The organism is Streptomyces sp. NPDC053431, assembly GCF_044544925.1.
GTDB lineage: Bacteria > Actinomycetota > Actinomycetes > Streptomycetales > Streptomycetaceae > Streptomyces.
Genome location: NZ_JBITXX010000010.1, coordinates 25778 through 46788, shown reverse-complemented (window position 1 = coordinate 46788; position 21011 = coordinate 25778). Strand labels below are relative to the sequence as shown.

21 protein-coding genes and 1 pseudogene are annotated in these 21011 nt (G+C 73.4%); 11 read left to right on the top strand and 11 right to left on the bottom strand.

The window, feature by feature from the left end; all coding sequences use genetic code 11:
• Positions 1 to 74 precede the first annotated feature (74 nt).
• From ACIGXE_RS23005 to ACIGXE_RS22995, 3 genes are read right to left on the bottom strand one after another with little or no spacing between them, the layout of a single operon-like run.
• The gene (locus tag ACIGXE_RS23005) at positions 75 to 749 is read right to left on the bottom strand and encodes a HisA/HisF-related TIM barrel protein (RefSeq protein WP_399750226.1); all 675 of its coding nucleotides are present in this window, start codon (positions 747 to 749) and stop codon (positions 75 to 77) included.
• Between the two features lie 8 nt (positions 750 to 757).
• Entirely contained in the window at positions 758 to 1900 is a 1143-nt protein-coding gene (gene pdxA, locus ACIGXE_RS23000) for a 4-hydroxythreonine-4-phosphate dehydrogenase PdxA (RefSeq protein WP_399750224.1), read from the bottom strand.
• On the bottom strand, positions 1897 to 3117 hold the full coding sequence (locus ACIGXE_RS22995) for a four-carbon acid sugar kinase family protein (protein WP_399750222.1): 1221 nt from the start codon (positions 3115 to 3117) through the stop codon (positions 1897 to 1899). Before ACIGXE_RS22995 ends, pdxA begins: the two co-directional genes overlap by 4 nt.
• A gap of 181 nt (positions 3118 to 3298) precedes the next feature.
• Between ACIGXE_RS22995 and ACIGXE_RS22990 the strand changes: the two genes are divergently transcribed.
• Together ACIGXE_RS22990 and ACIGXE_RS22985 are read left to right on the top strand one after the other, a co-directional pair.
• Positions 3299 to 4393: a LysR substrate-binding domain-containing protein gene (locus ACIGXE_RS22990; protein ID WP_399750220.1), complete on the top strand. Its 1095-nt coding sequence runs from the start codon at positions 3299 to 3301 to the stop codon at positions 4391 to 4393.
• A 120-nt stretch (positions 4394 to 4513) separates the two neighbouring features.
• On the top strand, positions 4514 to 5512 hold the full coding sequence (locus ACIGXE_RS22985) for a TAXI family TRAP transporter solute-binding subunit (protein WP_399750218.1): 999 nt from the start codon (positions 4514 to 4516) through the stop codon (positions 5510 to 5512).
• Between the two features lie 125 nt (positions 5513 to 5637).
• On the opposite strand, the gene ACIGXE_RS22980 is transcribed toward ACIGXE_RS22985, so the two are convergent.
• Positions 5638 to 7086 (bottom strand): ATP-binding protein, encoded by a 1449-nt coding sequence (locus tag ACIGXE_RS22980; RefSeq protein ID WP_399750216.1) that lies wholly within the window; start codon positions 7084 to 7086, stop codon positions 5638 to 5640.
• An 18-nt stretch (positions 7087 to 7104) separates the two neighbouring features.
• Positions 7105 to 7809 carry a response regulator transcription factor gene (locus ACIGXE_RS22975; protein ID WP_399750214.1) on the bottom strand — a complete coding sequence of 235 codons (705 nt, stop codon included), beginning with the start codon at positions 7807 to 7809 and terminating at the stop codon, positions 7105 to 7107.
• Positions 7810 to 8084: 275 nt separating this feature from the next.
• Between ACIGXE_RS22975 and ACIGXE_RS22970 the strand changes: the two genes are divergently transcribed.
• The 8 genes from ACIGXE_RS22970 to ACIGXE_RS22935 all read left to right on the top strand — a co-directional run bounded on the left by ACIGXE_RS22970 (position 8085) and on the right by ACIGXE_RS22935 (position 14879).
• Positions 8085 to 8870, top strand: coding sequence for an amino acid ABC transporter ATP-binding protein (locus tag ACIGXE_RS22970; RefSeq protein WP_399750212.1), 786 nt, complete (start codon positions 8085 to 8087; stop codon positions 8868 to 8870).
• Positions 8871 to 9149: 279 nt separating this feature from the next.
• Complete coding sequence (locus ACIGXE_RS22965) at positions 9150 to 10070, top strand: glutamate ABC transporter substrate-binding protein (RefSeq protein ID WP_399750210.1); 921 nt, start codon at positions 9150 to 9152, stop codon at positions 10068 to 10070.
• A gap of 149 nt (positions 10071 to 10219) precedes the next feature.
• Positions 10220 to 10867, top strand: a complete 648-nt coding sequence (locus ACIGXE_RS22960; RefSeq protein ID WP_399750208.1) for an amino acid ABC transporter permease — start codon at positions 10220 to 10222, stop codon at positions 10865 to 10867.
• Positions 10864 to 11760, top strand: coding sequence for an amino acid ABC transporter permease (locus ACIGXE_RS22955; RefSeq protein ID WP_399750206.1), 897 nt, complete (start codon positions 10864 to 10866; stop codon positions 11758 to 11760). Before ACIGXE_RS22960 ends, ACIGXE_RS22955 begins: the two co-directional genes overlap by 4 nt.
• Positions 11761 to 11935: 175 nt before the next feature.
• Positions 11936 to 13615, top strand: a complete 1680-nt coding sequence (locus tag ACIGXE_RS22950; RefSeq protein ID WP_399750204.1) for an FAD-dependent monooxygenase — start codon at positions 11936 to 11938, stop codon at positions 13613 to 13615.
• Between the two features lie 43 nt (positions 13616 to 13658).
• On the top strand, positions 13659 to 13745 hold the full coding sequence (locus ACIGXE_RS22945; RefSeq protein ID WP_351110210.1) for a putative leader peptide: 87 nt from the start codon (positions 13659 to 13661) through the stop codon (positions 13743 to 13745).
• A 76-nt stretch (positions 13746 to 13821) separates the two neighbouring features.
• Positions 13822 to 14397 (top strand): cysteine dioxygenase, encoded by a 576-nt coding sequence (locus tag ACIGXE_RS22940; RefSeq protein ID WP_399750202.1) that lies wholly within the window; start codon positions 13822 to 13824, stop codon positions 14395 to 14397.
• Positions 14394 to 14879: a rhodanese-like domain-containing protein gene (locus tag ACIGXE_RS22935; RefSeq protein ID WP_399750200.1), complete on the top strand. Its 486-nt coding sequence runs from the start codon at positions 14394 to 14396 to the stop codon at positions 14877 to 14879. The genes ACIGXE_RS22940 and ACIGXE_RS22935 overlap by 4 nt, the downstream gene beginning before the upstream one ends.
• Before the next feature lie 104 nt (positions 14880 to 14983).
• Here ACIGXE_RS22935 and recX read toward each other — a convergent pair.
• The 4 genes and pseudogenes from recX to ACIGXE_RS22915 all read right to left on the bottom strand — a co-directional run.
• Positions 14984 to 15643, bottom strand: a pseudogene (gene recX, locus ACIGXE_RS22930) (recombination regulator RecX); the annotation flags it as partial.
• Positions 15555 to 16688 carry a recombinase RecA gene (gene recA / locus ACIGXE_RS22925; protein ID WP_399750199.1) on the bottom strand — a complete coding sequence of 378 codons (1134 nt, stop codon included), beginning with the start codon at positions 16686 to 16688 and terminating at the stop codon, positions 15555 to 15557. The gene recA and the pseudogene recX, both read right to left, overlap by 89 nt.
• Positions 16689 to 16979: 291 nt before the next feature.
• A complete protein-coding gene (locus ACIGXE_RS22920; protein ID WP_399750547.1) occupies positions 16980 to 18128 on the bottom strand; it encodes an AI-2E family transporter in 1149 nt (382 codons plus the stop codon).
• A 445-nt stretch (positions 18129 to 18573) separates the two neighbouring features.
• A complete protein-coding gene (locus ACIGXE_RS22915) occupies positions 18574 to 18768 on the bottom strand; it encodes a DUF3046 domain-containing protein (protein WP_389645785.1) in 195 nt (64 codons plus the stop codon).
• A gap of 79 nt (positions 18769 to 18847) precedes the next feature.
• Here ACIGXE_RS22915 and ACIGXE_RS22910 point away from each other — a divergent pair, with 79 nt between their 5' ends.
• The gene (locus ACIGXE_RS22910) at positions 18848 to 19789 is read left to right on the top strand and encodes a hypothetical protein (RefSeq protein ID WP_399750196.1); all 942 of its coding nucleotides are present in this window, start codon (positions 18848 to 18850) and stop codon (positions 19787 to 19789) included.
• 27 nt (positions 19790 to 19816) lie between these two features.
• Here ACIGXE_RS22910 and ACIGXE_RS22905 read toward each other — a convergent pair whose 3' ends face one another.
• Positions 19817 to 20125 (bottom strand): AzlD domain-containing protein, encoded by a 309-nt coding sequence (locus ACIGXE_RS22905; RefSeq protein ID WP_399750195.1) that lies wholly within the window; start codon positions 20123 to 20125, stop codon positions 19817 to 19819.
• Positions 20122 to 20862 carry an AzlC family ABC transporter permease gene (locus ACIGXE_RS22900; RefSeq protein WP_399750193.1) on the bottom strand — a complete coding sequence of 247 codons (741 nt, stop codon included), beginning with the start codon at positions 20860 to 20862 and terminating at the stop codon, positions 20122 to 20124. The genes ACIGXE_RS22905 and ACIGXE_RS22900 overlap by 4 nt, the downstream gene beginning before the upstream one ends.
• Positions 20863 to 21011 lie beyond the last annotated feature (149 nt).

Genomic DNA, 21011 nt, shown 5'->3' with positions numbered 1-21011 from the left:
GCCCGCGGCCGCGTCCCCACCGCCGCCCGCGGCCGCGTTCCGCCGGGCGTCGCCACCGGCGACGCCGCCCGCCGTCACGCCCTCCCGCCGCTCGCCTCCATCACGGCGGTGAGCTGGGCGGCGAGGCCGCCCGCGTCCGGTCGGACGGCGCCCGCGAAGGCCGCCGAGCCGACCGTGAAGGCGTCGGCGCCGGCCTCGGCGAGGGCCCGGATCTGGGCCGGGGTGGTGAGCGAACCGGCGACGACGAGCCGGCCGGTGGTCGCGGCGCGGGCGGCGCGGACCAGGGCGAGGGGGTCGGCCTCGGTGGCGCGGTGGGCGAGCAGGTCCACGCCCGCGCAGCCGGCCGCCTCGGCCCGGCGGCAGTCCGCGGCGATCCGGGCCGGGTCGCCGGCCAGGCGGGTCGGGTGCCCCTGGGGCTCGCCCACGAAGGGCAGGTAGCGGACGGAGGTGCCGGCGAGCAGGGCGAGGGTCTCGGCCACCCAGGTGCCGCCCATCAGCCAGTCGACGCCGAGGTCGACGGCCGTCCGTACGGAGTCGACCGCCTGGTCGCGGCCGGTGGAGACGACCTCCAGGTGGCTGGTGGCGCCGAGCGCCCTGATCTCCTCGTGGAGGCGGCGCAGGGTGGCGGGGGCGACGCCGACGTCCTTGAAGCCGATGTGCGTGATGCCGAGCTCGCGGACGGAGTCGAGGACGCGCAGGCAGTCGGTGACGGTCCGGTCGTCCCGGGTGAGCATGAAGACGAAGTCCATGGGAGTCCCTAGGGGTGGGCGGCGGCCAGCTCGTGGGCGTGGCGGAGAGCGGTGAGCAGGCTGGTGTGGTCGGCGGTGCCGGTGCCCGCGAGGTCGAAGGCGGTGCCGTGGTCGACGCTGGTGCGCACGAACGGCAGGCCGAGGGTGATGTTGACGCCGTGCTCGAGCCCCAGGTACTTCACCGGGATCAGCCCCTGGTCGTGGTACTGGGCGACGACGGCGTCGAACTCGCCCGACCGCGCCCGCATGAAGACGGTGTCGGCGGGCCAGGGCCCGCTGGCGTCGATTCCCTCGGCGCGGGCGGCGCGCACGGCGGGTGCGATGACGTCGAGGTCCTCGCGCCCGAAGAGGCCGTTCTCGCCGGCGTGCGGGTTGAGTCCCGCGACGGCGATCCGGGGCCGGCGGCCCGTGCCTTCGGCGGCGCGCAGGGCCTCGTGGGTGAGCCGGATGGTGTCCAGCTCGCGCGCGACGGTGAGCGTGTCGATCGCGGTGCGCAGCGACTGGTGGACGGTGACGAGGACGACCCGCAGCTCGTCGTTGGCCATCATCATCGCGTAGCGCTCGGTCCCGGAGAGCTCGGCGAGGATCTCGGTGTGCCCCGGGTGGGGCACACCGGCCATCCGCAGCGCCTCCTTGTTGATCGGGGCCGTGACGATCGCCCGGACGGCTCCGGCGAGGGCCAGCTCGACGCCTTTCCGGACGTACGCGTAGGAGGCCGCGCCCGCCTCGGCGGCGGCGGTGCCGAGGGCGAGGTCGTCGGGGAGGGCGGGGCCGACGGCGAGGACGTCCAGGACGCCGGGGGTGCGCCCGGCCCCGGCGGGGCCCGGCACGGTGCGTACCCGGAGCGGGACGCCGGTGACGCGGCAGGCGCGGGCGAGGGCGCCCGGGTCGCCGATGACGAGGAGGGGGGCGGCGCCGGGCCGGCGCGGGTCGGCGCAGGCCTTCACGGTGATCTCGGGGCCGATGCCGTGCGGGTCGCCCATGGTGAGGGCGAGGGGACGGGGCGCGGGGCCGGGCACCGCGTCGAGCGCGGGGGCGGGCGCCGGGCCGGGCGCAGGGCCGGGTGCCGGGCCGGGTGCCGGGCCGGGTGCAGCATCGAGCGCGGGGCGGATCATTGGGCGGGTCACGGGGCCGATCACGGGCCGGGTCACGGGGTGGCCTCCCCTGCCGCCAGCACGGCGTGGAGGCGGACCAGGGTGCGGTCGTCGCCGAAGCCGCCCGCCTTGACCAGCACGGGGAGGCGGGGCGCGTGCGCTCCGTGGAGGGTGCCGCGGGCGATACCGGGCTCCGGTTCGTCGTACAGCTCGATGCCGGTGGCGCCGAGTGCGCCGAGGACGGCGGCGGCGGTCTCGCCGCCGGTGAGGACGAGCCCGTCGGCGCGCCGCTCCCTGATCAGCTCACCCGCGGCGTCGGCGAGCCGGTCGAGCAGCCCGGTGGGATCGGCCGACCGCTCGTCGGGCGTGTGGAGGGTGAGGGCCGGGTTCGGGTAGGGGGCCGGGGCCGGGGACGAGGCTGGAGACGGGGCCGGGGACGAGGCCAGGGGCGCGGACGAGGACGGGGACGACGGGTGCGTGGTGGCCTCGCGCGCTCCGGTCTCCTCGTACAGCACGGCGAGTTGGCGCCGGCTGGCCGGGTTGGCGCTGCCGACGACCGCCAGCGGGCGCCGTACGACGGGGAGTTCGGGAAGCGGGTCGGCGGGGTGGCGGGCATGGCGGCGGGCGAGGGCGGCGGCCAGGCCCGGGGAACCGACCCAGAGGACGTCCTCGGGTCGGGTCACGGCGGCCACGACGGCGTCGAGGTCCGCTTCCGTCGCCGCCGAGCAGACGAACACCCCACCGGACTCCACCAGACGGGGCAGGTCGGCCGCTCGGCCGGGCTCGGGACCGACCAGGACCGCCTCCGGCAGGAGCTCGGCGAGGTCGGCCGTGCGGACCGGGTGGGCCGGATCGCGCGCGAACTCGCTCGCGTCGACACGTACCCCGCGCACGTACTGGACACCCCCGACGGTCGTTCGCCCCTCCGTCGGAAAGGCCGGGGCGAGGATCGCGGCGCGCCGGCCCGATCCGGCGAGCGCGGCGCGCAGTTCGGCGGCGACATGGCCGCGCAGGGTCGAGTCGACCGTCTTGAAGAGGAGGTCCGCCTTCGCGTACGCCTCGGCGGCGTGCCGGGTCCGGGCGGCGGCCTCCGGCTCTCCCAGGAGGCGGGTGCCGAGGTCGACGGCGGTCACCCCGGGCGGAGCGGGCTCACCGGGGACGTCTGCGGGGCCGAAGAGGACCAGGGCCCGGTGGCCGGACCGCCGGAAGGGGGCGGCGCCGTCGGCGGCGCTGGTGAGGTCGTCGGCGAGGACGACGACGGTGGATGGCGGCATCTGGGCGGGTCCTGTCCCTCGGGTGGTGGCTGCTCGTCGCGGATCGCCGGTGCTCGCGGGGTCGCCGGGCTCGCCTCTGCTCGCCGTCGCTCGCGCTTCCGTGACGGGATCAACCCTGTCCCGCCGCGAACCCGCAGGACAAGCGATTCCTTCTCACCGCACCTGTGACTAGATTTCACACATGACCAGGCCGGACCTGCCCCCTCTGAACACCCTGCTGCCCTTCGAGGCGACCGTCCGGCACGCGAGCATGACCCGGGCCGCCCAGGAGCTCCACGTCACGCACGGGGCGGTCAGCCGACAGGTGCAGAACCTGGAGAAGGCCCTCGGAACGCCCCTGTTCGAGCGCGGGGCGCGCTCGCTGCGGCCCACCCCGCAGGCCCGCCGCCTCGCCGCGGCCGTGCGGGACGCGCTGGACCTGATCGAGTCGGCCGCCCGGGAGGCCGCGGGCCGGGACCGGAGCACCGGCCCGCTCGCCCTGTCCTGCGAGCCCACGCTCCTGATGCGCTGGCTCATCCCGCGCCTCCCGGACCTCGCCGCCCGTCATCCGGAGCTGACCGTGCACCTGTCGGCGGGCGGCGGCCCCGTGGTCTTCGCGCGGGACACGGTGGACGTGGCCCTGCGCCGGGACGACTTCCCGGTGCCCGAGGGGGTGAGCCGGCTGCCGCTGTTCGAGGAGTGGATCGGGCCGGTCTGCCGTCCCGAGCTCGCCGCCCGGCTGGCGAGCGGGGAACCGGTGACGCTCCTGCACACCAGCACCCGCCCGGCCGCCTGGGACGACTGGCGCCGACTGACCGGGGGCGCCCCGGCCGCCGCATCGACGTCGACCACGGCTACGACTTCGCCCCCGGCCTCGATCTCGACCCCGGACTCGACGCCGGACTCGACCTCACCCCCGGCCCCGGCCTCGACCCCGACCCCGGCCTCACTCCCGGCCTCGACCCCGACCCCGACCCCGACCGCGACCCCGATCAAACCCCCGGCCTCGACCTCTCAGCAGACCTTCGAGCACTTCTACCTGGCCCTCCAGGCCGCCGTCGCCGGGGTCGGCGTCGCGGTCGGACCGTACGCGCTGGTCCACGACGACCTCGTACGGGGACAGCTGGCGGCCCCGTACGGGTTCGTCGCGGACGGCACCGGCTACGGGCTGCTCAGCCCGCGCCCGCCCGAGCGGGACGCGCGGATCGCCACGCTCCTCGACTGGCTGCGGGAGCAGGCGGGGTCCTTGACGCCGCCCGCCCGGGACCGGTTCCGGGCGGGCGGAGACAGGGACTGAGGTCGGTACGGCGGGGTCGACCGCGCGGGACGGTCCGGGCCGGCGCGGTGAGGCCGGGTCCCGGCCGGGGCGTGACGGCCGCCCTGGCCAGGAGCGGGACCGAGCTGGCAGGATCGCGCCATGCCCGCCGCACTGTCCCGCACCGCCCGCCGCCGCCTGCTCCAGGTCTCGGCGGCCCTGCTGGTGCTGGTCGGGCTGCTCGTCTGGTGGCTGGTTCCGTTCGGTACGAAGACGCCGAGCGGGCACATCGCCTTCAGCACGGGAGTGCCCACGGGCGTCTACCAGCGGTATGGGGAGCTGCTCCAGCAGGCGCTGGCCAAGGATCTTCCGGACGTCTCGATAACGCTGAAGAACAGCGAGGGGTCCCAGCAGAACCTGGCCCGGCTCGCCTCCGGGGAGGCCGATTTCACGGTGGCCACGGCGGACGCCGTGGCCCAGTACCAGCGGGACCGCAAGCCCGGCTTCGAGCGGCTGCGCGGCTGTGCGCGGCTCTACGACGACTACGTCCAGCTGGTCGTCCCCAAGGGCTCGAACGTCCAGTCGGTGGCCGACCTGCGTGGGCTGCGGGTCGGGGTGGGCCAGCCGGGATCGGGTGTGCGTCTGATCGCCGACCGGGTGGTGGCGGCCGCCGGACTCACCCCGGACGTCGACATCGTCCCCGTGTCGGCCGGCATCGACACCATGCCGGGCCTCATGGAGCGGCGACGGCTGGACGCCTTCTTCTGGTCGGGCGGGCTGCCCACCCTGGCCGTGCAGACGCTCTCCGAGCGGATGCCGATCCGGCTCGTGCCGCTGGACGACGCCCTGATCGACAGCCTGCACGACGTGGGCGAGTCCACCCGCTACTACCGCTCGGCGACCATCCCGGCGGACGCGTACAGCCTGGCCCAGGACGGCAACCCGGTGGACACCCTGGCGGTGGCGAACATCCTGGTCACCACGGACAAGGCCGACGCGGACCTGGTGGAGGGCTTCACCCGTACGGTGATCGGCAGCCGGGACCGGATCGGCAACCAGGTCCACCCGGCGCAGCTGGTGGACCTGCGGACCGCGATCTACACGGACCCGCTCCCGCTGCACGAGGGCGCCCGGCGCTACTACCGCTCCGTGAAGCCCTGAGCCCGGCCCCCGCCCTACCGCCCGGACCCAACCGCCCGGACCCGGCCCCCGGCCCCGGCACTACCGTCCGGACCCGGCCCCCGGCCCCGCCACTACCGTCCGGACCCGGCCCCCGGCCCCCGGCCCTAACGCCCGGACCCGGCCCGCGGGCCCGCGTCCGGGCCCGGCTCCTGGCCGGCCCACGGGTCGTGGCGGGGGACGCGCACGGTCACCTTCAGTCCGTGGGGCTCGTTGCGGGCGTAGGCGATGGTGCCGCCGCCGGCCGTGAGCAGCACGCGGGAGATCGACAGGCCGAGGCCGGAGCCGTTGATGTTCTGGTGGCGGCCGGAGCGCCAGAAGCGGTCGCCGACCCGCTCCAGCTCCTCGTCGGTGAGCCCGGGGCCGTGGTCGGCGATCTCGATCTCGACGGTGGCGCCGCCGGGTGAGAGCCGGGTCGCGACGCTGACGTCCTCGCCCGCGGGGGTGAACTTGAGGGCGTTGTCGATGACGGCGTCGAGCGCGCTGGACAGCGCCACCGGGTCCGCCCAGGCGGTGACGGCGGCGGTGTCGGCGACGATCCCGACGCCCTTGTCGTCGGCGACCGGCCGCCAGGAGGCGACCCGCTCGGCGGTGAGCGCGCCGATGTCGGTGAGCCGGAGCTCGGCGGCGGTGTGCTCGGCGAGCGCGAGGTCGAGCAGGTCGTCGAGGACGCGGGCGAGCCGCTTGCCCTCGGTGCGGACGGAGGCGATCTCCTCGTTGCCCTCGGGGAGCTCGAGGGCGAGCAGCTCGATGCGCAGCAGGAGCGCGGCCAGCGGGTTGCGCAGCTGGTGGGAGGCGTCGGCGACGAAGGCCCGCTGCTGTTCGAGGACGTCCTCGACGTGGTCGGCCATCTCGTTGAACGAGCGGGCGAGGTTACGCAGTTCGGGCGGTCCGCCGGCGGCGGCGACCCGGGACTTCATCCGGCCGGTGGCGATGTCGTGGGTGACGGCGTCGAGGACCCGGACGGGGCGCAGCACCCAGCCGGTGAGCCGGAAGGCGGCACCGACGGCCAGCAGCATGGCGGCGGCCTCGCCGGCGAAGATCAGCAGCCAGTCGCGCAGGATGCGGGAGCGCAGCTGCGCGGTGGGCGAGTCGGTGACGACGACGGCGACGACGTCGCCGTCCCGGACGACCGGGGAGGCGATGGTGAGGCGGGCGTTCCGCTGCCAGGGCCAGACCTGCGGCGGGTCGTGGCTGCGGCGGCCGAGCAGGGCCTCGTTGAAGGCGCGCCTGCCCTCCCCCTCGTACGGTACGACCCAGTCCTCGGGGGCCGCGGCCATGGACCGGTTGTCGCGGTAGAAGATGCCGGCGCGGATGCCGTAGACGTCGTGGTAGCTGGTGAGTTCGCCGCTGAGGGTGGAGCGGCGTTCGTCGGGGCCGATGTTCCGCTCGCTGACGAACTGGGCGAGCGCGGCGAACCGGGCCGCGTCGTCCAGCCGGTCGACGACCACCCGCTGCTGTTCGGAGGCGGCGGTGCTGGCGGCCAGCGGGAAGCCGAGGGCCAGCAGGACGCCGGCCATCAGGACGATGAGGAGCGGGAGGAGTCGGGTGCGCACGGCCGGGCGGCCCCTCGGTTACGCGGCGGGCGCGACCAGGCGGTAGCCGACGCCCCGCACGGTCTCGATCAGGGCGGGCATGCGCAACTTCGAGCGCAGGGAGGCGACATGGACCTCCAGCGTGCGGCCGGTGCCCTCCCAGTTGGTGCGCCAGACCTCGCTGATGATCTGCTCGCGGCGGAACACCACGCCGGGCCGCTGGGCGAGCAGCGCGAGCAGGTCGAACTCCTTGCGGGTGAGCGGGACGGCGTCGCCGTCGACGCTGACCCGGCGGGTGGGCAGCTCTATGGTGACGGAGCCGAGCCGCAGGGTGCTGTCCTCGCCCGTTCCGGCCTGGTCGTCGGCGCCGGTGCTGCGCCGGCTGACGGCGTGGATGCGGGCGAGCAGCTCACCGGTGTCGTAGGGCTTGACGACGTAGTCGTCGGCGCCGAGGTTGAGGCCGTGGATCCGGGAGCGCACGTCGGCGCGCGCGGTCACCATGATCACGGGGGTGGTGGTGAGCTTCCGGATGCGCCCGCAGACCTGGTAGCCGTCCTGGTCGGGCAGGCCGAGGTCGAGCAGGATCACCCCGTACGAGGGGCGCTCGCCGTGCGCGGCGGGCAGCACGGCCTGGAGCGCCTCCTCGCCGTTACGGGCGTGGGTGACGGTGAAGCCGTGCTTGGCGAGGACCGCGGAGAGCGCGGCGGCGACGTGGTCGTCGTCCTCGACGAGCAGCAGTCTCATGGCCCTCCTCCGTGCTCTCTCCGTGCGGTGCGCGACGCGCGTGATGACGTTCTGTGTACCAGGGCATGAACGCCGATGGTCACGGTCACAGTCAAGTCTGCCCCCGGACGCTCGTGCTTCTGTTATCCACCCGGTACGGCCCCGGCCATCCCGTTCACGCAGTGTGTCCGATTGCGACCGGATCGTTATCCTCAAACTTCGCTCAGATGTGATGACGCTCCTCCGGCCCGGTCTCTAGTGTCCTCCCCAACCGAGCAGGACGGAGCGAGAAGCCGATGAGCGGAGTGTCAGTGACCAAGGGTTCCAAGGACGCGGTGCCGGCCACGGACGATCTGGTCGTGCTGTCCGACGTGAACAAGCACTTCGGCGCGCTGCACGTGCTCCAGGACATCGACCTGACGATCCGTCGGGGCGAGGTCGTGGTGGTCATCGGGCCGTCCGGGTCCGGCAAGTCCACGCTGTGCCGCACCATCAACCGCCTGGAGACGATCGACTCCGGCAGCATCACCATCGACGGGAAGCCGCTGCCCCAGGAGGGCAGGGAGCTGGCGCGACTGCGGTCGGACGTCGGCATGGTCTTCCAGTCCTTCAACCTCTTCGCGCATAAGACCGTGCTCGAGAACGTGATGCTGGGCCAGGTCAAGGTCCGCCGGACGGAGAAGAAGGCGGCCGAGGCCAAGGCCCGCGCCCTGCTCGACCGGGTCGGCGTCGGCACCCAGGCCGACAAGTACCCGGCGCAGCTCTCCGGCGGCCAGCAGCAGCGCGTGGCCATCGCCCGCGCGCTGGCCATGGACCCGAAGGTCATCCTGTTCGACGAGCCGACCTCGGCGCTCGACCCGGAGATGATCAACGAGGTCCTGGAGGTCATGCAGCAGCTGGCCCGGGACGGCATGACGATGGTGGTCGTCACCCACGAGATGGGCTTCGCCCGCTCGGCCGCCAACCGCGTGGTCTTCATGGCGGACGGCCGGATCGTCGAGCAGGCCACGCCGGACGAGTTCTTCAGCAACCCGCGCAGCGACCGCGCCAAGGACTTCCTCTCGAAGATCCTGCACCACTGAGATCCCGCACCACGGGAATCATCCACACCACCGGGAACTCCCCCGCCACGGGGATCTCCCGCACCACCGGGACCACCCGCACGACCAGGACCACCCGCACCACCGGGAACTCCCCCCACCACGGGGATCTCCCGCACCACCCAGGTCTCCCGCACCACCGGGATCGCGCCCCCGCGCGATCCTCCGCACCGACGCCACGCGCCCGGAACTCCTTAGTCACTGCAGGCGCCTTGCTGCACACTGACGACCAACTACCCTCGACCCTTAGGGATGTTCACGATGAAGCTCCGCAAGACCGCGGCCGTGGCCGTTGCCGTCCTCGCGCTGACCGCGACCGCCTGTGGCGGCAAGGAGGGCTCGGCCGGTGACAAGCCCGCCACCAAGCCCGGCGACGCCGGCGCCCCGCAGCTTCCCAAGTACACGGTGGCCAGCGGCGTCGACCTGGCCGCGTCGCCGACCTTCAAGAAGGCCAAGGAGCGCGGCAAGCTGATCATCGGCTCCAAGGCCGACCAGCCGTACCTCGGCTTCGAGGACCAGGCCACGAAGAAGCGCTCCGGCTTCGACATCGAGATCGCCAAGATGATCGCCGCCGACCTGGGCTTCTCCGAGGACCAGATCGAGTGGAAGACGGTCGACTCCAAGCTCCGCGAGACCGCCATCGCCACGGGCCAGGTCGACTACTACGTCGGCACCTACACGATCAACGACAAGCGCAAGGCGCAGGTCGGCTTCGCGGGCCCGTACTACCAGGCCGGCGCCGACCTCCTGGTCCGCAAGGACGAGGCCGGGATCACCGGCCCGGAGACCCTGAAGGGCAAGAAGGTCTGCTCGATCACGGGCTCGACCCCGCTCCAGGAGATCAAGAAGCCGCAGTACGGCGCGGAGACCGTCGAGCTCGGCAAGTACTCCGACTGCGTCCAGCAGCTGCTCACCAAGCAGGTCGACGCCGTCACCACCGACGACTCGATCCTCAAGGGCTACGCCGCCGCCAACGCCGGCAAGCTCAAGGTCATCGGCAAGCCGTTCACCAAGGAGCCGTACGGCATCGGCATGAACAAGGAGGACAAGGCCCTCCGCGACAAGGTGAACGACATCCTCAAGGCGCACGAGGACGACGGCACCTACAAGAAGATCTACGAGGCCACCCTCGGCCTCTCGGGCTCGGCCTACACCGAGCCGCCGGCGATCGTCAAGTACTGACGGCGCCCCACCGCCGCGAGCGCCCCGTGGCCCCGTAGTCGCGTACACGTCCTCCCCGGACGCCGGCTCCGAGGCCGCGGGGCGCCCGCCCCCTGCCCGTACCGCCTGCTGCCCGCAAGCCCGCCGCTGACTGCCGACGCGGAGTCCTCATGAACGTACTGCTCGACCATTTCGCGGAGTTCCGCAACGGATTCATAGGAACCGTGGAGATCACCGCCGTCAGTTCGGCCATCGCGCTGGTCCTCGGCATCCTCGTCGCCGGCTTCCGGGTCTCCCCCGTCACCCCGCTGCGCTTCTTCGGCACCGCGTGGGTGACGCTGCTGCGCAACACCCCGCTGACGCTGCTCTTCCTGGTCTTCTTCTTCGTGGTCCCGGAGATCCTCTTCCCGGGCATGAGCCCCTTCCTGCTGGCCTCGCTCGCACTCGGCTTCTACACCTCCTCGTTCGTCTGCGAGGCGGTGCGCTCCGGCATCGGCACGGTGCCGCTGGGCCAGGCCGAGGCCGCCCGGTCGCTCGGTCTGACCTTCTCGCAGACGCTGCGCCTGATCGTGCTGCCGCAGGCCACCCGGACGGTGCTGCCGCCGCTCAGCTCGATCTTCATCGCGCTCGCCAAGAACTCGGCCATCGCCGGCGCCTTCAGCGTCACCGAACTCTTCGGCTGGCAGACCCTGATGAGCGAGCAGGGTTACGCGATCGGCCCGGTCTTCGCCTGGGTCGCCGTGGCCTACCTCGTCATCACCTTCGCCATCAGCGGACTCTTCCGTCTCCTTGAGCGCAACCTGGAGGTCGCCCGATGAGCGCCAGCGTTCTCTTCGACGCCCCCGGCCCCAAGGCCCGGATCCGCAACCGGATCTACGCCGTCGTCGGCAGCCTCGTCCTGCTCATCCTGCTCGCGATCAGCCTGGTGCGGCTGAGCGACAAGGGGCACCTCGCCCCCGAGATGTGGGACATCTTCAACTACGCGGGCATCCGGCAGAACATCGCCGACGCGCTGCTCGCCACCCTGAAGGCCTTCGGGCTCGCCGCGATCGGCTCCCTCGTGCTCGGCGTGCTGCTCGCCGTGGCGCGGCTCTCCGACCACAAGGCGGTCAGCTGGCTGGCCACCGGCTTCATCGAGGTCTTCCGCTCCCTGCCGCTGCTCATCACCATCTACGCGGTGTGGGTCGCCTTCCTCACCGACTACTCGATGTGGGCCCTGGCGGTCGGCCTGTCCGTGTACAACGGCTGCGTCCAGGCCGAGGTGCTGCGCGCCGGCGTCAACGCGGTGCCGCGCGGACAGCGTGAGGCCGCCTACGCGCTCGGCATGACCAAGTCCCAGGTGATGACCAGCGTCCTGCTGCCGCAGGCGGTCCGGGCCATGCTGCCGACGATCATCAGCCAGCTGGTGGTCACCCTGAAGGACACCTCGCTCGGCTTCGTCATCCTCTACCCCGAGCTGCTCTACTCGGCCCGTCTGATCGCCTCCAACACGCTGGTCAACGGCCAGTACCCGTACGTCTCCGTGATCGTGGTCTTCGGCGCCATCTACATCGCGCTGTGCCTGGCGCTCTCCGCGTTGGCGACCTGGATCGAGAAGCGCGGACGGCGGGCGAAGACCGGAATCACGGTCGCCGACGCCGAGGCGCAGACCGTCGTGGTGACCGCGGACGGCGGACAGCACGGCGGCACCGGTGGGCCCGGTACGGCATAGAACTGACGGTATGTGACATCATCCGGGGGCAGTGGCGACGCCGCTGCCCCCGTCACTTGACGCACGCACCCCCAGTGGGTTGCATACGTTCTGTGATCAAGCTCCGGGCCCGTGCCACACTCTGCTGTGCTTCCCGCATGACCGTACGGCCTCGCACGCCTTCAGGAGCCGCGCCGTGGACCCGGTGATCATCGTGGGCGCGGGGCCTGTCGGCCTCGCGCTCTCCCTCGCCCTGGCCGCCCAGGACGTCCCCAGCGTCGTCCTCGACGAGACCACGGGCAAGGAGGAACCGCGGCCCGCCCGCACCGTCGTGCTCCGCGCCGACATGGCCGCCCTGGTGGAGCGGCTCGGCTGCGCCACGCTCCGTGACGAGGGGGTCCGCTGGGTCGGCTGGCGCTCCATGCGCCGCCGGCAGCAGATGCGGCACGTCCCGCTCGACCTGGGCCTGGCCGCGGACGTCGGCGCCGAGGGCGGCGCCGAGATGCCGGCCGCGCCGCTGCACATCCCCCAGCACGCCCTGGCCCGCGGCCTGCGCGACGCCGTCGCCCGCGAGGAGCTCGTCACGCTCGTGACGGACGCCCGGGTCGACACCGTCGAGCAGGACGCGCGCGGGGTCGGCGCGCACACCCGGGGGCCCGACGGCACCTGGTGGCGCGGCAGCCATCTGGTCGGCTGCGACGGCGCCCGCTCGACCGTCCGCAAACTGCTCGGCGTCCGCTTCCCCGGGCGCACGGCGGTCGAGCGGTACGCGGTCGCCGCACTGCGCACCGAGCTCCCCTGGGCCGGCGAGGCCCTGCTGCACCGCCAGCCGCCGTGGCGGGGCGTCGGCGACGAGATCGCGGCCCGGCCGCTGCCGGACGGCGTGTGGCGGATCGACTGGCTGCTGCCCCCGCGCGGCGAGCTCGTCACCCCCGACGCGCTGGTGACCCGCATCCGCGACACGCTGGCCGGCTGGTGCGAGGGCACGACCCCGCCGTACGACCTGATCGACACCGGCGTCCACACCGTGCACCACCGGCTCGCCCGGCGCTGGCGGGTGGACCGGGTGTTCCTCGCCGGGGACGCGGCGCACCTGCTGGGCGCGGTCGGCACCCAGGGCCTCGACGAGGGGCTGCGGGACGTCGAGAACCTGGCCTGGAAGCTCGCCCACAGCTGGCACCACCGGGACGCCTCGGCCACGCTGCTCGACAGCTACCAGAGCGAGCGCCGGGCCGCCGTCGCGGGTCTGCTGCGCGCCGCCGACCAGGCGCTGCCCGTACTGCGCGGCGGCGGAGGCCTGCGCACGTACCTGTCCGGCGGCGGGCGGGGCCACGACGCCCTGCTGGCCGACGGGCACCTGGGGCGCGGCCCGCTGGGCGCGCTGCCCGCCTACCCGCACTCGCCGCTGGCGCCGGAGCCCTCCGAGGGCCGGATCCCGGTGGGCACGCCGGACGGGGCGCCGGTCGAGGACGTCCGGGTGACGGCGCCCGACGGCACGACCGTACGGCTGCGGGACCGGCTCGGTCAGGGCCGGCTGCTCGTGCTCCTCGTCGCGCCGGGCACGGGGGTCTGGGACCGGCGGCACTGGGTGAGCGCGGGCGTGATGCCGCGGCTCGCCGAGGCCGTGGACACGCTGCCGGCGCCGGCCGAACTCCTGGTGACGGAGGCGTATCCGGGCGCCCCGGCGCACGCCGTGCTCCTGGTGCGTCCGGACGGGCATCTGGCGGCCGCGTTCGCCGGAGTGCGGCCGGAGGAGCTGCACGCCGCGGCGGACGCCGTACGGGGCGCCGACCCCGCGGCGGAGGAGGGGTCCGAGGACGCGGCCGACGAGCTGCCCGAGGACGTGACCGCGGACGTGGCCGCGGACGCCTCCTGACGGTCGATTGACCGCCGCAGGTGTCCATGGTGTACTCCGGAGCGTGACCGACACCGATGTGCGCCTGTGGCGGAGGGTCCATATGGACCTGATCCGCTACGCGGGCTGCGTGTGTCGCCCGTCCTGCTGAATTCGCCTTCCCTTCACGGCTTTCGCGCGCGCCCTCCGGGCCTCGCGCGCTTTCGCGAACCTCAGGACGGTCCTTGGTGTCTCAGACACAGCACGCCTCCACGCCCACTTCCGGGCCCTCCCCTTCCCCTTCCTCCTCCCCCGCCGCCGTTCCCTCCTCCGCTCCCACCGAGGCCGATCTGCTGGACTTCGTCCGGCGAACGGCCACCGACACCGCGCTGATCGACTCGCTCCCTCTCGACCCCGAGGGCCGGACGTGGGTACGGCTCGACGGCCCGGGTGGCAGCGAGGCCTGGCTGATCGGCTGGCCGCCCGGCACGGGGACCGGCTGGCACGATCACGCCGAGTCCTTCGGCGCCTTCGCCACCGCGCGCGGCACCCTGCGCGAGCACTCCCTCGCGGTACGGCTCCCGGCGGGCGGCTGGAAGAACCTGGAGCTCGCCGACGGCGTCGACCGCGGCCGTGAGCTCCCGGCCGGCCGGGGCCGCGCCTTCGGCCGCCATCATGTGCACGAGGTGCTGAACGAGTCGCGTGCCGAGCACGCGGTCTCGGTGCACGCCTACTATCCGCCGCTCCCGCTGATCCGGCGCTTCAGCCGGACGGGCGCGGTGCTCCGTCTCGAGCAGGTCGAACGTCCGGAGGACTGGCAGTGAGCGACACACTCAAGCGCGAGACCGTCGGCGAACGCGCCGGTGAGCCCTTCGGCGACGGCGTCGGCGAACGGATCGGTATCGACGAGCTGTTGGAGCGGGTTCGGACCGGTCTCGACCGGATCGACGCCCGGACCGCGTACGAGGCCTACCAGGCGGGTGACGCCCTGCTCGTCGACATCCGCTATGCCGCACTGCGCGACCGGGACGGCCTGGTCCCCGGCGCGCTGATCGTCGAGCGCAACGAGCTGGAGTGGCGGCTCGACCCGCTCGGCAGCCATCGCGCCCCCGAGGCGAACAGCCACGATCTGCGGGTCGTCGTGCTGTGCAACGAGGGCTACGCGTCCTCCCTCGCGGCCGCCTCCCTGCACCAGTTGGGCCTGCACCGGGCGACGGACCTGATCGGCGGCTTCCAGGCCTGGCGAGCGGCGGGCCTCCCGGTGCTCCTCCCGGCGAACGCGAACCGGGAGACGGATCAGGAGTAGAGGCACGGACGGCGGGGCCGGGAGAGCGGGGGCGGCGAGGCCGGGAGAGCGGGGGCGGCGGGGAAGGTGGGCCGGCACGACGGATCACGGGCCGGCTCGACGGACTAGAAAGGCTCCTCCAGTCCCTCCGTGTCCTCGCCCTCCTCCTCCAGCGCCCGGCGGACCACCCGCAGGGCCAGGCCCTCCGGGTACCCCTTGCGGGCGAGCATGCCGGCGAGTCTGCGCAGGCGCCGGTCGCGCTCCAGGCCGCGGGTGGCGCGCAGCTTGCGGTCGACGAGCTCGCGGGCGCGGACCTCCTCCTGGTCCGTGTCGAGCCGGTCGACGGCCTCCTGGATCACGGTGGGGTCGACGCCCTTGGTCCGCAGCTCCCGGGCGAGGGCCCGGCGGGCGAGCCCGCGGCCGTGGTGCCGGGACTCGACCCAGGCCCCGGCGAAGGCGGCGTCGTCGATGAGCCCGACGTCCTCGAACCGGGAGAGCACCTCGTCGGCCACCTCGTCGGGGATCTCCCGCTTGCGCAGGGCGTCGGCGAGCTGCTTGCGGGTCCGGGGGGTCCCGGTGAGCAGGCGCAGGCAGATCGCCCGCGCCCGCTCAGCCGGATCCTGGGACGACAGCTCCTTCTCGGCCCTCGACGAGTCGGGGCTGTCGTCCGGCCATTCGGTGCGACCGGTCACCGGGTCAGCTCTTGGCCGCGGTGGCCTTGGTCGCCTTGGCGGCCTTGGCCGGGGCCGGGACGGACTTGCCCGCCTCGTCCACGCCCGCCGCGTCCGTGCCGCCGGCGGCGTCCGCGCCCGGCTCCGCCGAGGGCTCCTCGGGCCGCACGCCGACGCCCAGCTTCTCCTTGATCTTCTTCTCGATCTCGTTGGCGAGGTCGGGGTTGTCCTTCAGGAAGTTGCGGGCGTTCTCCTTGCCCTGGCCCAGCTGGTCGCCCTCGTACGTGTACCAGGCGCCGGCCTTGCGGACGAAGCCGTGCTCCACGCCCATGTCGATCAGGCCGCCCTCACGGCTGATGCCCTGGCCGTAGAGGATGTCGAACTCGGCCTGCTTGAACGGGGGCGCGACCTTGTTCTTGACGACCTTGCAGCGGGTGCGGTTACCGACCGCCTCCGTGCCGTCCTTCAGGGTCTCGATGCGGCGGATGTCGATGCGCACCGAGGCGTAGAACTTCAGGGCGCGGCCACCGGTCGTGGTCTCCGGCGAGCCGAACATCACGCCGATCTTCTCGCGGAGCTGGTTGATGAAGATCGCGGTGGTCTTGGACTGGTTGAGCGCGCTGGTGATCTTCCGGAGGGCCTGGCTCATCAGGCGGGCCTGCAGACCGACGTGCGAGTCGCCCATCTCGCCCTCGATCTCGGCGCGCGGGACGAGCGCGGCGACGGAGTCGATGACGATCAGGTCGAGGGCGCCGGAGCGGACCAGCATGTCGACGATCTCGAGGGCCTGCTCACCGTTGTCCGGCTGGGACAGGATGAGGTTGTCGATGTCGACGCCGAGCTTGCGGGCGTACTCGGGGTCGAGGGCGTGCTCGGCGTCCACGAAGGCGACCTGACCGCCGGCCTTCTGCGCGTTGGCCACGGCGTGCAGGGTCAGGGTCGTCTTACCGGAGGACTCCGGGCCGTAGATCTCGACGACACGGCCGCGCGGCAGGCCGCCGACGCCGAGGGCGACGTCGAGGGCGGTCGATCCGGTCGGGATGACCTCGATCGGCTCCTTCGAGCGCTCGCCCATGCGCATGACGGCACCCTTGCCGAATTGCCGTTCAATCTGTGCGAGCGCGGCGTCGAGCGCCTTCTCGCGGTCGGTTCCTGCCATGGGTTCCACCCGGTTTGCTTGAGTCGATCGCTTCATGTGAAAGACGCTAACCCCTGCCACTGACAATGGGCCCCGACGTCCCTCCCGACCTGTGGATAACTCGGCGACAACCCCGTGATTCCAAGGCCCTGAACTCCCATGAGAATGGATGTTCGATTTTCGTGTCAAGCGCACCACGCCGGTGCCACGACCCGGCCCGCGGGCCCCTGGCGGGGGTGGGCTGTCCGACGACGAGATCGCGCAGCGCCTCGTCCCGTCTCCCGTCCCCTCCCGTCCACGGACCGTGCGCGGCTACGTCCCGCCCTCCTTCCGCCGGCTCTTCTCCGCCTGCTCCTTCTTGTGGTGCAGCGCCTTCTGGAGGCGGGCGACGACGGCCTCCCCGTACCGCCGGTGACCGTGCACGCGCGGGTCGTCGGTCACGTCGTACCGCTTCACGTAGGCACCGAGGAACGCCTGGAGGGTGGCGACGGCGGGGATCGCGATCAGCGCGCCGACGGCGCCGAGCAGCGCGGTGCCCGCGATGACCGAGCCGAAGGCCACGGCCGGGTGGATGTCGACCGTCTTGGACGTCAGCTTGGGCTGCAGCATGTAGTTCTCGAACTGCTGGTAGACCACGACGAAGCCCAGCACCCACAGCGCGTACCAGGGGTCCACGGTGAAGGCGATCAGCATCGGCAGGGCGCCCGCCAGATAGGTGCCGATCGTGGGGATGAACTGCGAGACCAGTCCGACCCAGACGGCCAGCGCGGGCGCGTACGGCACGCCCAGGATCTCGAAGAGCACGAAGTGCGCCACACCCGAGATCAGCGCCATCAGGCCGCGCGAGTAGAGGTAGCCGCCCGTCTTGTCGACGGCGATCTCCCAGGCGCGCAGCACCTCGGTCTGCTTGGCCGGCGGCAGGACGGAGCACAGCGCCCGGCGCAGCCGGGGGCCGTCGGCGGCGAAGTAGAACGCGAACAGGAAGATCGTCAGGAGCTTGAAGAGCCCGCCGAGGAGGGTCGCGGAGACGTCCAGTACGCCCGCCGCGCTGTTCTGGACGTACTTCTGGAGCCAGCCGGAGCGCAGCACGCTGTCCTGGACCTCGACCCGGGAGAGCTCGGTGTGGAAGTGCTCGTTGGCCCAGTTGATCAGGGAGTCGAGGTACTTGGGGAAGTTCTCGACCATGTCGACGATCTGGCCCGCGAGCATCGAGCCGAGCAGCACGACGAAGCCGGCGCCGATGACCAGGACGGCGAAGAAGACGATGAAGGTGGCGAGGCCCCGGCGCATCCCGCGCGCCGCCATGCGCCCCACGGCCGGCTCGATGGCGAGGGCCAGGAAGAAGGCGAGCAGGATGTTGACGAGGAGCCCGATGAGCTGGTGGAAGGCCCAGTTGCCGAGCTGGAAGCAGGCGTAGAGGGCGAGGGCGAGCACCAGGGCCCGGGGCAGCCAGCGCGGCATGCGTGCCGCGGCGGCGGGGGCGGCCGCCCCCGTGGAGTACGCCGACTCCGCCGACCGCTCCGCTTCCACCGACCGCTCCGCTTCCGCCGACTTCGCCGACCCTGCCGGCTCCGAAGAGCCGCGGGCGCCCCGCTGGAAGGCGCCGACTCCCGCGGGCGTGGCGGTCGGCCGGCCGGCCCGTCCGCCCGGGCCGGCCGGCCCGTCGGCCCGTCCACCCGGGGCGCTCGCCCCTTCGTCGCGTCCGTCCGGGGCGGCCGCACCGTCGTCCCGCCCGTCCGGGGCGTCCGGGGCGGGGGGCCGCCCCGGGGTCACCGGCCCGCCCTCGTCCGGGGCGCCGGCACGGCTCTCGTCATCGTTCTCGTCAGCGGTCTCGTCGTTCGCGTCAATCGGGGCCACCCCGCCAGTCTCGCGCACCGCGCGGACATTCCGGTCCGGACCCCTCACATCACCGCTTCTCGGCCGGTACGCCGACGGCCGCGCAGACCGCCCGCCAGACGTCCTTGGCCTCCCAGCCGGCGTCCAGCGCCTGGTGCACCGTGCGTCCGCCGAGTTCGGTCATCACATGGTCCCGGGCGAAGGTCTCGGCGTAGGACGCACCGAAGTGGTCCGTCATCCGTTCCCAGAAAATCGTCAACCGCATGACCCCAGTATCCCGCCCTCAGGAGTGCAGCCCGGGCCGTAGACCTTGTCAGCCGCGCTTTCGCCCCTACGGTCGGAACATGGCCGGAAATCCTCCTGAAACCCCCGCTCCTCCCGCGTCACCCCTCGCGCGGGCCGAGCACTTCGTCTGGCTGACTGCCCGCGTGCTCGAACAGCGCCGGTTCGCCTACCACTTCCTGCGCGGCGGGGCGGACCCCGTCGAGGCCGCGCTCAGCGCGTACCTGAACGAGGACGGCGGCTACGGCCACGCCCTCGAGCCCGATCTGCGCGGACCGGTCAGCCAGCCGCTGCACACCGCGCACGCGCTGCGGGTGCTCGACTCGATCGGCCGGTGCGGCGGACTGCGGATCGAGCGGATCTGCCGCTACCTGACGGAGGTGTCGACCCACGACGGCGCGCTGCCGGCCGTCCACCCCTCCCAGCGCGGCTACCCGACGGCGCCGTTCGTGCCCGTCGTCGACGACCCGCCCAGCGCGCTCCTGACCACCGGCCCGGTGGTCGGTCTGCTGCACCGCAACCAGGTCTGGCACGCCTGGCTGTTCCGGGCCACCGAGTTCTGCTGGGCGGCCGTGGACTCGCTGGAGAAGTCGCATCCGTACGAGGTCCAGGCGGCGGTCGCCTTTCTCGACGGGGTGCCGGACCGCGCCCGCGCCCAGGCGGCGAGCGACCGGCTCGGGCGGCTCGTGCGCGAACAGCGGCTCGCCGTCCTCGACCCGGACCGGCCGGAGGACTACCCGGTCGCCGACGGTTACGCGCCGGGCGAGCACCACTACCCGTACGACTACGCGCGCGTGCCGGACTCGCTCGCCCGCCGCTGGTTCACGGACGAGGAGATGAGCCGCTCCCTGGACCACCTCGCGGCGGCCCAGCAGGAGGACGGCGGCTGGCCGGTCACCTGGCGCCAGTGGGCGCCGGGCACCGCCCTGGAGAACCGCCCGATCGTCACCGTGGAGGCGTTGCGGACCCTGCGGGCGCACGGCCGGGCGATCGCCCGCGCCTGATCGGGCGGCTTCCGGCGGCCCGCCGGGTCAGCCGCCCAGTGCCCGGACGCCGGCCGTGACCGCGACGGCCGCGCCGACGACCACCAGGAAGGGCGCCCTCAGGAAGAGGGCGACGGCCGCGGCGGCGACCCCGGCGGCCCGGGCGTCCACGGTGAGGGCGCCCTGGGCGCTGAAGGTCTGCTGGGCGGTGAGGGCGGCGAGCAGGGCCACCGGCAGCAGGGCGGCGAGGCGCTGCACGAGGGGGCGTTCCAGCGTGTGCGCCGGGACGAGCAGGCCGAGGAGCTTGACGAGGTAACAGCCGCCGGCGGTCAGCGCGATGGCGATCCATACGTTCATCGGGCGTCCTCCTTGGAGCGGCCTTCGGCCTGGCGGCCGCGGAACCAGAGCACGGCGGGAGCGGCGAGCGCGGCGGCCAGGACGGGGACACCGGCCGGCAGGACCGGCAGCAGGCCGAGGCCGAGCAGCACGGCGAGGGCGGCGGTGGCCCGTTCGGTGGTGCTCTTCAGCATGGGCGCGAGCAGCGCGAGGAAGACCGCGGGACCGGCGGCGTCCAGGCCCCAGGCGGCGGTGTCCCCGATGGCCTCGGCGCCGAGGGCGCCGAGCAGGGTGGTGACGTTCCACAGCACGTACAGGGTGAGGCCGGTGACGGTGAAGCCGAGGCGGGCGGCCCTGCGGTTCGGCTGGGCGAGCGCGACAGCCGTCGTCTCGTCGATGACCCACTGCGCGGCGAACGGCCGGACGGAGCGCCGCAGCGCGAGCAGCTGGGAGAGCCGCAGGCCGTAGAAGGCGTTGCGGGTGCCGAGGAAGAAGGCTCCGGCGGCGGCGGTGAACGGGTTCCCGCCCGCCGCGAGGGCGCCGACGAGCGCGAACTGCGACGCGCCGGTGAACACCAGCAGGCTGAGCGCGCAGGTCTGGAGCAGGGTGAGGCCGGCCCCGGCGGAGGTCACGCCGAAGGCGAAGCCGGAGAGGCCCACGGCGACCCCGACCCCGAGGGCGTCGCGCACGACGGCGGCGTCGCTCTTGGGGGCGGTTCCGTCGCCGCGTATCACGGGAGGTGCTGTCTGTTCTGCCACGTCAGAGACGGTACGGGGAGGGCCGCGGCCGGGTCTTGTACGTTCTTGCGGCCGACCCGGCGGGGTCGCGGGAGCCGGCCCGGCGGGGTCACCGTAGGCCGGCCAGGCGGGGTCGCGGGAGTCCGGCCCGGCGGACGGCCGGAAGCGCC